The organism is Pseudochryseolinea flava, assembly GCF_003286915.1.
In the GTDB taxonomy this organism is placed as follows: Bacteria; Bacteroidota; Bacteroidia; order Cytophagales; family Cyclobacteriaceae; genus Ohtaekwangia; species Ohtaekwangia flava.
Window position 1 is genome coordinate 60,138 of sequence record NZ_QMFY01000024.1, and the last position, 13,704, is coordinate 73,841.

The window sequence follows — 13,704 nt, forward strand, 5'->3', positions numbered from 1 at the left end:
AGATTGGTTAGCTGTGAATGGCAGAACCAATGATGATACCCATGGCAATCATGAACGCACCGGCGACGATCGCAAGTGCCGTGTTGTTTTTCTCAATGATTTCCTTCCAAAGATTCTCAGGTGTGATTTTCTCGAAGATCCAAAAACAGATCCCTAAAATGAAAATCCCAACCAGTGAAAAAACAATTGATGCAATTACATATTTCCATTCCATATCTCAGATATTTATTATTTGTGGTAGCGATATCCTGTTCCATGCACGCGATGCGATGTGCCCGGTTGTCCCTCACGATGTGTTGGCGTTGGATTGAACCATTTCTTTCCAACGATGCCAGAATAGGTAAAGAACCCAACAATCATTACGCCATAAGCGATGAAATATTTTAATGCTTTAAGGTCAACTAATTTCATAAAACATCTATGAATCGTAAGGTGAATAATTACTGTCTTGCCAGCGTCGTCCCTCAACAACTCTTTTACGAATACCAAAAATCACAGGAACTATGACCAATGCGATTGCCAGTATCATGAAGTTCATATTCGATGGCACGTCACGTATGACGCGTATGGTGAATTCATGAGCGTTTCTTCCGAACTCAGGATAAATATTAATATGATATCTTCCGCCAGGGATTTGTGATATGAAAGCTTCTCCGTAAGTAGAACCTTCCGACCACGATTCACCGTCTTCATATCCAAGATAATATTCTATCTCCTTGGCAAATGAATATTCAGCACCCGTTTCTTCATTGATCAATGAAAATTCCGCAAAGAAATAATCATTGGATACCGGTGCCCAGATATCCACCTCAACACTCTTCTCTCCGCCAGAAAGATTGAACGATTCCGTTTTTATGAATTTTTGTTCATTCATTTCCGTTTGGCTGTACCGGCCCTGAAATACTTCTTTCTCCTCTGCCGTGGAGTTAAAAAATAGTTGGATAATTAACGCGACGCCAATCAATATGGCCGTGACCGTTACCAACGATCGCTGTGAAAATGAAGTCCCTGTCGGTTGCGTGTATCCAATGCCTTGCTTCGGTGGAAGTGTCGATAAATCAATGTCAAATGCTTTAGCGACTTCTCTGCGCGTGACGTATTCTCCTTTAAAACTTAGCAGACTGTCGTCACTTTTTTCGACACCATACAGAAATGGAGGCGCGATAAATTCTCTGTTGGCTGTGGATTCAGTGATCTCAAACACGTCGAAGAAAAATTCTCCTTTAGCATACACAACATCTGCCGAATACTTCTGATAAAGATCATAGCGAGTTCCTTCAAATGTATAATAGAAATCATTCTCATTTGGCGGAGGCGTGTCTTCAATTGGCCAAATAAAGTTCCAATGGCCGTCATACGTTGAAAGAAATGCATATCCGTGAAAAGGATTGAAAAGCAAATATTCATTCCAACTGTACTTATACCGACGTTCCTTCTTGACAACAAACCCCATCACTTCGTAGACGACGTTGTCAATTCTACCTTTTAATCCGATTGGCAACACAGGTTCTTCTTTGTGGTTGAACGTAACCATCTCGGTCTTGTATTTGCCGATCGTATAATAAATATTACAGTAGTAACACGAAAGATTTGTCGTCATCGCTTTTCCGCGAAGTACATTTTCTGCGTTACACTTTGGACAGCGCGATATAGTGTTACTTCCACTCATCCCATTGTAAAATATTGGTGAAGTGAAGTTGTTCGATAGTCATTTTTTCACCGAACATAAATTGGATTTGCTCATTGCCGCGCACTGTAAAGAGCGCCACAGCATTGGCGATCCCGGCTTGAACAAGGAAAAATGTGGGACTAAAATATCGCCAAGGCCCAATCTCACCTGCGTATTGAATAGCTTCGCATTTTTCAACGTATTCCCCGAAAATCTTTTCCAGCGCGCCGATGTCAATAGATTTGCCTGCCCGAAGGTTTTTATGATTTCCTTGAAAGTCTAACCATGATCCGGAGAAAACGCCAAAGCTTCCAAACGATTCTACGATCCAAAGAAGCTCGCCATTTTTGTATTCTGCGGTCCAAAAATTTTTATAGTCGTTCCGAAGTTGAAGCCGTACGCGTCCAATGATTTTGAAATCATGCTCTTTGTATTTTCCCGCGGAACCATATTGAATAAAACTCCAGTCATCCGGAAATTTATCAGACCGTAATATTGGCGGTAAATTGTGGGCGCCAATAAACTCATGGCAATGTCGGCAAAAAAGATACGCAGCAGGCGATAGTTGCACGGTGTGCAATGTCTTGCATTCTGGGCAACTTAGAACGTCGTTTTTTTTCACGTTAACGTGTAATAACCTGTTCGAATACTACCTTGGCTTGGAAGAACCCTTGAATAGCTTTGTAAATGGCCTCTGTTGTAACGCGATTGTCTTTCAAATAATTAGAGAGGAAGACGTCAAAAGTCAAATAGTCTTGTTCCGGCCAAGTATGGATCGAAAGATGAGATTCAGTAAGACAGACAACGCCTGTAAAACCACCATTGGGAAAATTATGATAAACTTCTCCAACACTGGTGAGGTTAAATTCCTCCATGAGTAGCAGGACAAAGCTCTTGAAAGCGCTGTATTCCAACAAGCGTGATTTGTACGTTGTCTTGAAGTTGGCGATGATGTGCAAACCGGGAATAGTCTCATGGCTTACAACGTCGGTCGTCTTGAGGGGTTCGGGGTTAATCGTGTTCAAGTCGTCAGTGTATAGTCTGTAAGGTTAAGAATTTTTTACTTAGAATTCAATATGATAACATAACCTGTTTATTTTTAAATTATAGAATAAGCGCTTACGCCAACAACAGCGCCTTTCCGGTCTCCATAAATAAATACGCATGACTACATCTAGACTGATTCTCACAGCGATTGTACTATTCGCATCGCTAGCCCTTAGTGCGCAGGTTATTCAGCCTCCTATACCCGCAAAGAACGAAGTATTCCCCGCAAGTCACCGCTCTATTCAATACACCGGCCGTGTGGATTTCTCGATTCCTAAGAAACCAAAATTTTGGGCACCGGGTGTATATATTCAAGCGAAGTTCCTGGGCACGCATTGTACGATCACTGTTTTGGATGAAGTGTTGTATGGCACCAATCATAACACCATTGCCGTAACGATCGATGACGGCGCGCCGGTAACCTATAAACTAAAAGAGAAGACGAATAAGATTAAAGTTGCCGACAAACTTGTACCAGGGGAACACGTCATCACCATTTGTAAAAACACCGAAGCTGGAATAGGATACATCGAACTCCTGAACATTGTTTGCGAGGGACTGTTACCGATGCCGTTGAAGCCAACACGAAAAATTGAATTCATTGGAAATTCAATTACCTGTGGTTCTGGTGTTGATGTATCCAGTGTGCCGTGCGACAAAGGTCAATGGTATGATCAGCATAATGCCTACATGAGTTACGGTCCTGTCGTTGCGCGGACATTAAAAGCGCAATATCATTTATCAGCAGTGTCGGGTATCGGACTTATTCAGAGTTGCTGCAACATGAACATCACCATGCCTCAGGTGTTTGATAAAATCAATCAACGTGAGAATTCAATTCCCTGGAATTTTAGTCGTTATCAACCCGACGTTGTAACCGTGACGCTTGGTCAGAACGACGGTGTTCAAGACTCAACAAAATTCTGCACAGCGTATGTAAATTTTATTGGTGACATTCGCAGTCATTATCCAAAGGCGCACATTGTATGCCTAACGAGTCCGATGGCTGACGAGAAATTGAAATCTGCACTGAAGCAATACATCAATGGTGTGGTAGAGCACGTCGCACAGCAAGGCGATAAAAATGTTAGCAAGTATTTTTATTCCAGAAGCTTTAATAGTGGCTGCGGCGGACATCCCGATTTAAAAGAGCATCAACTGATAGCAAAAGAATTGTCAGATTACCTTGCCAAGACGATGGGGTGGTGATCTTTCGGTCAAACTACTTCTTAACGACCTTTCCCGTTATGTTACCAATCTTGTAGTGGTATATACCTGGTGTAAAAGATGAAGTATCTAGGGCGATGCGATCGATGTGGTGAATAGATTTATACATGGCAATCACCCCGCGCGAATCTATGAGTTCGATGACAACAGGTTGCTCAAGGTAAAGTAGATGTTCGAGGATAATTTCGTTCTTAAATGGATTGGGATAAACGTTCAAACCTAAACGTTCGTCATCAGCACCGGTAACTTCACCAGGATCATTTCCGCTTCCACTATCATTTGATTTTTTCAATGTGATGCCATTCAGGATGAGTTCAGCCCATTCGGTATACATCTTACTTGAGGGATGCAATCCATCGTTAGCAACAAGGTCAGGTTCACTCAAACCACGACGTGAGATACTTGTGATGTTGAAATACTTGACACCCATTTTTTGTGCTATGGACTGATTCACGGCGTTGAACTGATCGATCGCTGCACTAATTTTGGGTTGAATACTTTTACCAAAGGGAGTATATCCATAGTCTGGAATAGAAACAACAAACACGTTCGTTTTTATTCCTCCAGCAAGTTCAATTGCCTTTGTTAACAGGCCCTCGAACTCAGGCGCGTAGCTTTCCGCAGTATAACCTTGATATTGATTATTGACGCCGATCAAGAGCGAAACAAGATTGTAGTCGGATGTAAGGTTCGCGGCATCTATCGCATTTTTTAGATTATCCGTTCGCCAACCCGTTGTCGCAATAATTTTTGCGTCATAAGTTTGTAAGCCGCGTTTTCTAATGCTGTCGATCACCTGAACTGGCCACCGGGCACTTTGGGGAACACTTTCACCAATAGTGTACGAGTCACCGAGCGCTAAAAATTTGACTTTCTCTTTTACGATAACTTCTTGCCCCATCAAGCTGTTTGTTAAACTGACGAATATCGCCATCAATAATAACTTTTTCATCGATCAAAACAGTGGTTTGTCTGTTCGTTTATACTACTCTCGCTATTAACAACGTATTTCACGATTAGTTACGTTGCTAACGGGCAATTTGGATTTCTAAAACCGGTCGTGGCAAGTAATTTTTTTAAACAAAAGTGAATTTTAGTAAACGTAAATACATATGAACAATTCAAAACTAGTGAAGGGCAAGTCATGGATATACCTCTTGCTGATTGTTGTGATCTCTTTTGGTGCTTGTAAAAACATGAATAAAGCAACGAAAGGAGCAATTGTCGGAACAGCAGGTGGAGCAGCAGCGGGGGCGGCTATTGGAAAGGCTGCAGGTAATACGGCTGTTGGAGCAATTATCGGTGCTGCTGTAGGTGGAACGGGCGGATATCTGATCGGACGATATATGGATAAGCAAGCAGAAGAACTAAAACGTGATCTGGAAGGTGCTGAAGTTGAGCGTGTCGGAGAAGGTATCAAAATAACGTTTCATAGAGGCATCGAGTTCGCGACAAATTCATCTGAGCTCACGGGTACGTCCAAAACAAATCTAACGGATTTGGCAAAAGTGCTTCAAAAATATGAAGACACGAACATCCTCATCGAAGGACACACCGATGCTACGGGTAAACGTGAATACAATCAAACGTTATCTGAGAAACGCGCTAAGTCGGTGTCTGATTATCTGAAGTCATTGGGCATTCCAAATTCACGTACTTCTAATGTAGGATACGGTCCCGATCAACCTATTGGTGACAATGGGAGCGAGGCCGGTCGTCAACAGAACCGTCGCGTTGAAGTAGCGATTTTTGCAAACGAAAAGTTGAAGAAGAAAGCTGAAAAAGGTCAGCTCGGCGAGGTTAAATAACACGCACTTTGTCTAACGACATTAATAGAGCCTGTGACTTCGGTTACAGGCTCTTTTTTTATATTAAGTCTGTGATTGGCGCGAAGGGTGTAAGACTGATATTCCTTTCTGAATATGGTGGGTATGAAAATGAAAAAGACCGCTATCGCTAACGGTCTTTCTCTTCACGTTGTAAATATCGAACCTAGCTCAGCGTTTCCTTTTTGCGTCCTTTCATATAGAACACAAGACCCGCAAAAGCGACAATCAAAATGATTGGAATGATGAGTGTTGTTTTAATAACTTCAGGCCCAGCAACAAGGCGTGCGTTTGCAAAAGCTACTGCCTCTGTACTTCCCGCCGTAGCGGCTTGATATGCCTTCAGGTCCGCGCCAGCTGGCAGATTTTTGAGCACGATTTTATCATAATTTCCACCCATAAAGTAGGTGTAAACAAACACAGCAAACATGCCTGCACCACCCATCAAGTTAAGTCCGACCGCACCCGACTTTGGAATATTTTCCGCGACAAATCCAATCATTGTTGGCCAGAAATAGCATACGCCAATACCAAAAAGCAATGCTGCTACAAGCAACATATTTCCTGACGTCGTGGCCATCAAATACAAACCAATCGCAGCAACAATCGCTGATGCAAGCAATACACCTTGCGGTGCAAAACGATGAACGATAGGTTCGGCAAAAGCTCTTCCGATCACCATGATACCCGTTGTGATGGTCAACAATAACAGTGCATTGTCGATCACATTACCGAGGAGAAGTCCTACCCATTGATTGGTAAACAATTCTGTGATGGCTGTTCCGAACATACAAAGGAACATGAAGATAAATAATGGACTTGCCACAGCTTTATACATGTCCGCCGTTGAAACGCCGGATGCAACACGTTCGGTAACAGGGAAACTAAGTCTTGAGAAAAGGAATCCATAGATCACCGTTGGCACTAACATGGTGGCCATTTGCGCCTGCCATCCTAGGCCAAGCTCATCAAAGCCCATAACGATGAGTGTACCGATAACTATACCGCCAGGGAACCACAAATGGAAGTGGTTGAGTTTTGTTGTCTTATTCTCAGGATAGATCGTTGCAACGAGAGGGTTACACGCCGCTTCAACAGTACCGTTCGCGATCCCGATGAGAAGCGTCGATATTAAAAGCGTCCAATATCCGTTAGCAAAGATCGTAAGTATAATGGCGAGTAAGTGAAAAGCAAAGGCAAGGATAAGTAAACGCTTCATCCCGATAATGTCTACCAAAAATCCGCCTATGATCACGGCGAGTGGAAAGCCAAGAAATACGGTGGATGCGATAACACCGAGTTCTTCTGTACTCAAATTGAACTCTGTTCCTAATCGTTCGAGTATTCCTGCTCGAATACCGAAAGAAAGTGATGTCACCAAAAGCGCCAGGCAACTTGCCCAGAATAGACTTGATCGTTGAATCCCTTGTGTCATATTATGAAAAATAGGTTATATAAGGTTTTAAGCGGGGTTGAAGATGATGGTAAAATTTTTCATCTGCAACACTTATTGTGTGGCAAAATTTATTCTGCAACGATTGCAATGTACAATATTTCCTGTATACTTATGGTCCAAATGACTATAATATGCGATACCTTTACACCTCCTTATGCTTCTTTATCCTCATCGGTTGTGCCAAAAAAGAGTCCGATTCTCCCGCCTATAAAAACGCGGAACTCTCTGTAGAAGAGCGGGTAAGCGACCTTCTGGGCCGTATGACACGCCAGGAGAAAATAGCCCAGATGTATTGCGTCTGGAACGATAAAGCCAAATTTCTGCTCGACAGCACGGGCCACTTCGATATCGAAAAAGCGAAAAAGAACTTTCCAAATGGCCTGGGGCAGGTAGGGCGTCCCAGCGATACGAATGGTGGATTAACACCCTATGACAACGCATTGCTGACAAATGCTATTCAAAAATATTTTATCGAAGAGACTCGCCTTGGTATTCCAGTGTTCTATCATGAAGAAGCATTACACGGACACGCTGCGAAAGGCGCTACGAGTTTTCCGCAACCCATTGGCTTGGCAGCGACATTCAATCCTGATTTAATTGAACAGATTTTTGCAGTCGTCGGTAAAGAAGCACGTCTTCGCGGCACGCATCAGGTGCTCGCACCGGTAGTAGATGTTGCACGCGATCCGCGTTGGGGACGAGTAGAAGAAACATATGGTGAAGATCCGTACCTCGTCGGAGAAATGGGCGTTGCCGCTGTTAAAGGTTTTCAGGGTGATGGCACTTTTAAAAGTGGAGACAAAGTAGTATCGACACTAAAACATATGGCTGGACATGGATGGCCTGAGGCAGGCTCTAACATTGCACCGGCAAATGTATCTGAACGTGTTCTTCGTGAAGTTTTCTTTTATCCTTTCGCACAAGTAGTGAAGCGCGCACAGCCTGGAAGTCTCATGGCATCATATAATGAAGTAGACGGTGTTCCTTCCCATGGTAACAAATGGATGCTTCGCGATGTACTGCGTGGCGAAATGGGATTCAAAGGATATGTAGTTTCAGATTATTATGCTGTTCGTGAGTTGAACGATCGCGAAGGCCTGTTTGGAAATCACGTCGCGGCTACGCACAACGATGCGGCTAAGCTCACGATCGAAGCTGGTGTAAATATAGAGCTACCGGAAATTGATTGCTTCCGTGATCTTGATTCGCTCGTCGGTGCCGGATTCATCCAAGAGTCGCTGATCGATGAGCTTGTCGGAAAAATGCTAGAATATAAATTCAGAATGGGTCTGTTCGATAACCCTTATGTTGATGCAGAAAAAGCGAAGGCCTATGTTGGTAACGCCGAGCAACGTGTGTTGGCGCGGCAATCGGCGCGTGAGGTTATTACGCTCTTAAAAAACGAAAACAACATCGCACCGCTCGATCTTTCCAAAATAAAAAGCATTGCCGTGGTTGGACCAAACGCCAATCGCGTTTTATTAGGTGGATATAGTGGTGAACCTGTCTTCTTTACGACTGTTGTAGACGGCATCAAAGAAAAAGCTGGCGACAAAATAAAAGTTACTTATAGTGAAGGATGTAAGATTACAACGACAAGCGGTTGGAGTAACGACAAAGTAGAAGCGCCAACGCCCGAAGATGATCGAAAACAAATCAAAGAAGCATTGGCGGTGGCCAGAACTTCAGACGTTATTGTTCTGGCCATTGGTCAGAATGAGCAAGTATCGCGTGAAGCTTGGGCTGCGAATCACATGGGCGATCGCACTGATCTTGATCTGATTGGTCGTCAGAATGAACTCATCGATGCCATGGTGTCAACAGGTAAACCAGTAATAGCATTTGTGTTCAATGGAAGTCCTCTATCGTTTAACAATCTTATCAATAAAGTCCCGGTTGTATTTGAGTGTTGGTATCTCGGACAAGAAATGGGCGGTGGCGTAGCGGATGTTCTTTTTGGAGAATACAACCCCGGTGGAAAATTGCCGATCACCATTCCTCGTTCTGTTGGTCACGTTCCTGCATATTACAATCACAAACCTGCTGCGCGTCGCGGATACTTATTCGATGATGTAAGCCCGCTGTTTGCGTTTGGCTACGGACTGAGCTATACAACCTTTGAACTGTCTGTACCAAGGCTATCAAGTGGATCAATAAAGATGGGAGAAAGTTTGAAAGTAGCCGTGGATGTTAAGAACACAGGTGCACGTAAGGGCGATGAAGTAGTTCAGCTTTACATCCGTGACAAAGTTAGTTCCGTGACAAGACCCGTGAAAGAACTGAAAGATTTCAAACGCATCTCGCTCGCACCAGGAGAAACAAAAACTGTCGAGTTGGAGATTACGCCTGAAAAACTTTCTTTCTATGATATTAATATGAAATATGTTGTTGAACCCGGCGAATTTGAGGTAATGGTTGGAACGTCATCCCGTGATCAGGATTTGAAAAAAGTTGTCTTTACGGTGACGCAATAAGGATACAAGTTTACAGACGTGTTACTGCCCGTTGTCTCTGGATGGCGGGCAGTTATTTTTTCTGCCTATCTTTGATTGGGTTCCGTTTTAACCTACTACCTGTGTGTATTTATGGCTAAACTGAAAAGTGTTTCCTTTGTTGTTGTTAGCGTCTTGATCATCGTCATGTTTTCATGCAGCGGTCGAGAAGAGCGGTTAACAGAAAACACTTGGAATCTTATCGGAGGAGAGGCGTTTGGAAAGCCGCTTTCTTTTGGACATCCGTCAGTGCGAATCATCGATCGCAATGGAATAGAATTACAAGACATTTATTTTAAAGTTCAAGGAGATAAAAAAAACGTAAGCATTCCTGCTGCGGGATTAATTTTAAGATTTGAATGTCTTTGGGAAATTCGGAACGATAGTGTCGCTATCAATATAGATACATCTCAACCATTTCTTGCTTTACGGGGTAATCTCGACTTTAACGTTGACACTTTGACTGGTGATTCGATCGACGCTGATGAGGCATCTGTCGCAGCGCAGAAAAATCGGGAATATCACGCATTTGCGGATGCTGAAAAAACGTATTGCCGTAGTTTTGATTTTCAGATAGTGGGCGATACGCTTTGGTTGAACTCAGCAGATGTTAAGATAAAGGCCGTAAAGTATGAGTTACCTCTACCGATCGAAGATCTGTAGTGAGCCGGTGATTATTCGTAGTCAAAATAGATTTGTTTATTTTGTTTTTTTAAGTTCATGGAATACAACACCTACAAAGAATACACAGACCAAGAGCAAGTTGATGCACTGGTAGAAATCCTGGAGGAACATCAAATCAAATATCTGGTCACGAGCGATCGCGATAGCTTGGATGGACTGTATGGCAAGAATTCTTATAAAAAGAATTTCTCTGTTAAAATACAGCCGGAAGATTTTGCAAAGGTTGACGTGATACTGCGGCAACTTAATGAGGGCGTAGTGACGGACGTTGAAAAGGATCACTATCTGTTCGGTTTTTCAGATAATGAGTTGGTTGACGTTCTTGCAAAGGCTGATGAGTGGAACGAATTTGACTACGTGCTTGCTAGAAAGATTTTAGCTGATCGAGGACAGAAAGTTAGCGATGAGCGTATTCATCAACTGAAAGAAGAACGCATTACACTGCTAGCCAAACCGACACCAATCTGGTCGGGGTGGATTGTACTTGGATATGCATTTGCTTTCCTCGGTGGTTTCTTTGGCTTGTTTACAGGATGGCATTTGAATAAATCAACAAAAATTCTTCCTAACGGTCAACGGATTTTTACTTACGATGATAATGTTCGTAGCCAGGGGAAACAAATGATGGTGATCAGTGCCGTGATGATTACGTTGGCTGTAATTTTATATATTGTTTCAGATGTCATCGGATTGACTTGACGGTCTTAAGATTATAAATAAAACTATGCCGCGGTATATCTTCCTTCTTTTGTGTACATCGATTTTGATATCCTGTCGAACCAATACGCAGGAGGAACGCCAGGGAATCCCGACACAAATTTGGGGCGTCGTAGATATTCAATTGAATGGGAAGTCGTTGGCTATTCAGCGAGTCGACGTTGCTAATCGCGATACGGCGATAGCCATGATTTTTAGCACCGCCACAGGAACGATTCATTTCCCTGGCATTGGCTTACTTCATGCGCCCGTTAGTTGTCTCTGGCAAATCGATCGCGATGAATTGGTGATTACGTTGGATTCGGGGATGCTTGATTTGTTTAATAGTGCATCAAAACCGAAATCTGCGATGGATAGCGCCGTGATGCGTGAAGGTCGGTTGCTCGCGGCCGAGCATGATAAAGTAATCAAGAGTAGTCCCTTCGCTGATGCTGTAAGACTTTATTGTCGACGTTACAAATATTATATTTCGGATACGACATTTCAGCTTGTCTCGGACAGTGTACGAATAGAGGCGCGCACAATGAATCTACCACCGCGCTATTGATCACAAACTAGTACAAAAAAATCTGCGTATGAGTAAGTCACAAAAATTCGAACGTGTTAAAGATTACATTGAATCGCTTCCCGAAGATTCACAACGTATCATTAAAAAGCTGAGAACGTTTATCAAGAAGCAAATACCTGAAGCGGAAGAAGTGATTAGTTACAATATGCCTGCGTTTCGAATAGCGGACGGCGTTGTGATTTGGTATGCAGCGTTCAAGGAACATGTGAGCGTATTTCCACGTTCGTCAAAACTAAAATCTTTGGCGGCATTCGATGGCGGCAAGGGGACAGTTAAATTTCCTAATTCTCAGCCATTACCGTTCGATGTGATTGAAGACTTTATAAAAGTTCGGTTGAAGGAAGTTGCTGCGGATAAGAAAGCGAAGACGAAGTGATCACAGCTATAGTGTAAAAAGGACAACTATCAAATGATGTTCGTGACGATGATGAATGTTTGACGATAACATTGGAAAATAGCCAATTAACAGCACATGGTAACGGATTTCAGTGAATTTCAAAATATATTATTTTCTGCCACAAGCCAGCATTTTGGTGAGCGAGGATACAGGGAGACTTTTCGCGATGTGTCTCTTGAGATGACTAGGTTAATTAACGCAGATAAAGCGTTTCTTTTCCTAAGAACGGGAGAAAATAGAGGCGGCAATACCTTTTATGCCTCAGTAGGATTTTATGTCTCTTTTTCGATTATCGATGATTTCATTTTAAAGTATCGTGACAGACTTCACCCAAATATTCCACGACACACGATTGGCGTAGAGACAAAGAGTTTGAATTCAAATTATCAAATCGAGGTTAGATCGCGTGAGGAAACTGACAGTATAGTTCCACAGATTATAAATCAATATGAAAATATATTAGTACCCTTTTTGGAATATTTTATGAACATTATCGTATTAAATGAATTCGTCAACAACCCTTTCGATAAGTTTCATGCGGGTATTCCAATTTCAACAGCGCGCTTTCATTGGTATCGAAAAATGATTATCGCTAAGCTTGCAGGAAACCCCGAATATGAAAAAATCGCACAATATGTACTGGATCAACATAGAGCAGTAAGCAGGAATAATCCTGAGTCAGTAGATTTTAAAAATGCGATGATGGTTGTCGAGGGACTTGTCGACGACCTCGCACAGGTTAGTCCAGTAAAAAATCCAATTTTGTTAGATCTAGGACTTGTGAAATGAAGATCGTTCATTGTTTTTTTTATAGTTTTCTTCTGACGGAAATATCGTTGGCACAGACCGCAGATAAAATTTGAGGACATACTTTACCTCGGCCCAGAAGAGAAAAGTTCAACATGAAATCGCACGCGTGATCTTCACACGGTGTCTTTGGCTGATAACACTTTGACTGTTAGCCTTTGGAAAGTGTTCAAGTAGAGTATTTGGAGAAAACAACGAGCTTTTTAATATCTGATTTTAGACTAATCACAATCAGCGGCAAACAGCTTGTCCCGAATATTTTCGTTGATGCTAGTCTGCCGTTACTCCCGTCAGTTAGCAGCGAGCTATATCATGAATACATAGGTAATAAAACAGCAGGAATCGGCTGGAATTATAATGGTAGGGAAGTGAGATTTTTGAACCGTTAAATCTCCACAGATTCACTGACATTCAACGTAGTTAAAGACTTTATAAAGGTTCGGCCTGCAGAAGTTTCTGCGGGGAAAAAGAAATAACTGTTTGCATATGACTGGCAATATTCCAGATTGGGTTAAAGATCTGTTGGATGATGAGGATCAGTTTTGGATAAGTATTTATCCATCCTATAGCTTTGACGAACGCGTGTTACACTGGTCGGGATCGCTACACCGACGGATGCGCTGGCAGGAGGAAAGTGGTTATGATCCGTATGCGATTTACAGCAAGGCGTGGCACATGCAAGCGAAGGTGACTATTTCGCTAAGTGTGACCCACCTATTTCGGTAATGATCTGACCCACCTTTTAGCTGCGTGGATTTGATGGTTCTAAGCTAGTGTTTTTCGGAAGAGTTTTTTAATGATTTTTTTCTTAACG

General features: G+C 42.5%; 16 protein-coding genes. 9 read left to right on the top strand and 7 right to left on the bottom strand.

All coding sequences use genetic code 11. From position 1 onward, the window contains the following. Positions 1 to 7 precede the first annotated feature (7 nt). The 5 genes from DQQ10_RS26160 to speD are packed head-to-tail and all read right to left on the bottom strand — an operon-like array spanning position 8 to position 2,694. Complete coding sequence (locus DQQ10_RS26160; protein WP_112749907.1) at positions 8 to 214, bottom strand: DUF350 domain-containing protein; 207 nt, start codon at positions 212 to 214, stop codon at positions 8 to 10. Between the two features lie 14 nt (positions 215 to 228). Next, positions 229 to 411: a hypothetical protein gene (locus tag DQQ10_RS26165; protein ID WP_112749908.1), complete on the bottom strand. Its 183-nt coding sequence runs from the start codon at positions 409 to 411 to the stop codon at positions 229 to 231. Positions 412 to 418: 7 nt separating this feature from the next. Continuing rightward, entirely contained in the window at positions 419 to 1,600 is a 1,182-nt protein-coding gene (locus DQQ10_RS26170; RefSeq protein ID WP_165824133.1) for a DUF4178 domain-containing protein, read from the bottom strand. A 55-nt stretch (positions 1,601 to 1,655) separates the two neighbouring features. Then, positions 1,656 to 2,291, bottom strand: a complete 636-nt coding sequence (locus DQQ10_RS26175; protein WP_133259770.1) for a hypothetical protein — start codon at positions 2,289 to 2,291, stop codon at positions 1,656 to 1,658. Between the two features lies 1 nt (position 2,292). After that, entirely contained in the window at positions 2,293 to 2,694 is a 402-nt protein-coding gene (speD, locus tag DQQ10_RS26180) for an adenosylmethionine decarboxylase (protein WP_221409799.1), read from the bottom strand. Between the two features lie 139 nt (positions 2,695 to 2,833). Between speD and DQQ10_RS26185 the strand changes: the two genes are divergently transcribed. Then, the gene (locus tag DQQ10_RS26185; protein WP_112749911.1) at positions 2,834 to 3,925 is read left to right on the top strand and encodes an SGNH/GDSL hydrolase family protein; all 1,092 of its coding nucleotides are present in this window, start codon (positions 2,834 to 2,836) and stop codon (positions 3,923 to 3,925) included. A 13-nt stretch (positions 3,926 to 3,938) separates the two neighbouring features. Here the strand turns inward: DQQ10_RS26185 and DQQ10_RS26190 are convergent, their stop codons facing one another. Next, the gene (locus tag DQQ10_RS26190) at positions 3,939 to 4,895 is read right to left on the bottom strand and encodes a GDSL-type esterase/lipase family protein (protein WP_112749912.1); all 957 of its coding nucleotides are present in this window, start codon (positions 4,893 to 4,895) and stop codon (positions 3,939 to 3,941) included. A 160-nt stretch (positions 4,896 to 5,055) separates the two neighbouring features. Between DQQ10_RS26190 and DQQ10_RS26195 the strand changes: the two genes are divergently transcribed. Further along, a complete protein-coding gene (locus tag DQQ10_RS26195; protein ID WP_112749913.1) occupies positions 5,056 to 5,751 on the top strand; it encodes an OmpA family protein in 696 nt (231 codons plus the stop codon). Between the two features lie 184 nt (positions 5,752 to 5,935). Here the strand turns inward: DQQ10_RS26195 and DQQ10_RS26200 are convergent, their stop codons facing one another. After that, positions 5,936 to 7,204 (bottom strand): MFS transporter, encoded by a 1,269-nt coding sequence (locus tag DQQ10_RS26200; protein ID WP_112749914.1) that lies wholly within the window; start codon positions 7,202 to 7,204, stop codon positions 5,936 to 5,938. Positions 7,205 to 7,356: 152 nt separating this feature from the next. Between DQQ10_RS26200 and DQQ10_RS26205 the strand changes: the two genes are divergently transcribed. The 7 genes from DQQ10_RS26205 (at position 7,357) to DQQ10_RS26235 (ending at position 13,616) form a co-directional block, all read left to right on the top strand. Beyond that, positions 7,357 to 9,699 (top strand): glycoside hydrolase family 3 N-terminal domain-containing protein, encoded by a 2,343-nt coding sequence (locus DQQ10_RS26205; RefSeq protein ID WP_112749915.1) that lies wholly within the window; start codon positions 7,357 to 7,359, stop codon positions 9,697 to 9,699. A 111-nt stretch (positions 9,700 to 9,810) separates the two neighbouring features. After that, complete coding sequence (locus DQQ10_RS26210; protein WP_112749916.1) at positions 9,811 to 10,380, top strand: hypothetical protein; 570 nt, start codon at positions 9,811 to 9,813, stop codon at positions 10,378 to 10,380. Between the two features lie 57 nt (positions 10,381 to 10,437). Continuing rightward, entirely contained in the window at positions 10,438 to 11,100 is a 663-nt protein-coding gene (locus DQQ10_RS26215; RefSeq protein WP_112749917.1) for a hypothetical protein, read from the top strand. A 25-nt stretch (positions 11,101 to 11,125) separates the two neighbouring features. Beyond that, positions 11,126 to 11,665, top strand: coding sequence for a hypothetical protein (locus tag DQQ10_RS26220; protein ID WP_112749918.1), 540 nt, complete (start codon positions 11,126 to 11,128; stop codon positions 11,663 to 11,665). A 28-nt stretch (positions 11,666 to 11,693) separates the two neighbouring features. Continuing rightward, positions 11,694 to 12,062 (top strand): iron chaperone, encoded by a 369-nt coding sequence (locus DQQ10_RS26225; RefSeq protein WP_112749919.1) that lies wholly within the window; start codon positions 11,694 to 11,696, stop codon positions 12,060 to 12,062. Between the two features lie 96 nt (positions 12,063 to 12,158). Further along, positions 12,159 to 12,872: a hypothetical protein gene (locus tag DQQ10_RS26230; protein WP_112749920.1), complete on the top strand. Its 714-nt coding sequence runs from the start codon at positions 12,159 to 12,161 to the stop codon at positions 12,870 to 12,872. Positions 12,873 to 13,376: 504 nt separating this feature from the next. After that, positions 13,377 to 13,616, top strand: a complete 240-nt coding sequence (locus tag DQQ10_RS26235; protein WP_112749921.1) for a hypothetical protein — start codon at positions 13,377 to 13,379, stop codon at positions 13,614 to 13,616. Positions 13,617 to 13,704 lie beyond the last annotated feature (88 nt).

Bases quoted from the DNA above. Each gene is read 5' to 3' on its own strand.
- DQQ10_RS26215 (WP_112749917.1), top strand. From the start codon at position 10,438: ATGGAATACAACACCTACAAAGAATACACAGACCAAGAGCAAGTTGAT.
- DQQ10_RS26220 (WP_112749918.1), top strand. From the start codon at position 11,126: ATGCCGCGGTATATCTTCCTTCTTTTGTGTACATCGATTTTGATATCC.
- DQQ10_RS26210 (WP_112749916.1), top strand. From the start codon at position 9,811: ATGGCTAAACTGAAAAGTGTTTCCTTTGTTGTTGTTAGCGTCTTGATC.
- DQQ10_RS26170 (WP_165824133.1), bottom strand. From the start codon at position 1,600: ATGACGACAAATCTTTCGTGTTACTACTGTAATATTTATTATACGATC.
- DQQ10_RS26185 (WP_112749911.1), top strand. From the start codon at position 2,834: ATGACTACATCTAGACTGATTCTCACAGCGATTGTACTATTCGCATCG.
- DQQ10_RS26230 (WP_112749920.1), top strand. From the start codon at position 12,159: ATGGTAACGGATTTCAGTGAATTTCAAAATATATTATTTTCTGCCACA.
- DQQ10_RS26195 (WP_112749913.1), top strand. From the start codon at position 5,056: ATGAACAATTCAAAACTAGTGAAGGGCAAGTCATGGATATACCTCTTG.
- DQQ10_RS26225 (WP_112749919.1), top strand. From the start codon at position 11,694: ATGAGTAAGTCACAAAAATTCGAACGTGTTAAAGATTACATTGAATCG.
- DQQ10_RS26160 (WP_112749907.1), bottom strand. From the start codon at position 214: ATGGAATGGAAATATGTAATTGCATCAATTGTTTTTTCACTGGTTGGG.
- DQQ10_RS26200 (WP_112749914.1), bottom strand. From the start codon at position 7,204: ATGACACAAGGGATTCAACGATCAAGTCTATTCTGGGCAAGTTGCCTG.
- DQQ10_RS26205 (WP_112749915.1), top strand. From the start codon at position 7,357: ATGCGATACCTTTACACCTCCTTATGCTTCTTTATCCTCATCGGTTGT.
- DQQ10_RS26190 (WP_112749912.1), bottom strand. From the start codon at position 4,895: ATGAAAAAGTTATTATTGATGGCGATATTCGTCAGTTTAACAAACAGC.
- DQQ10_RS26235 (WP_112749921.1), top strand. From the start codon at position 13,377: ATGACTGGCAATATTCCAGATTGGGTTAAAGATCTGTTGGATGATGAG.
- DQQ10_RS26165 (WP_112749908.1), bottom strand. From the start codon at position 411: ATGAAATTAGTTGACCTTAAAGCATTAAAATATTTCATCGCTTATGGC.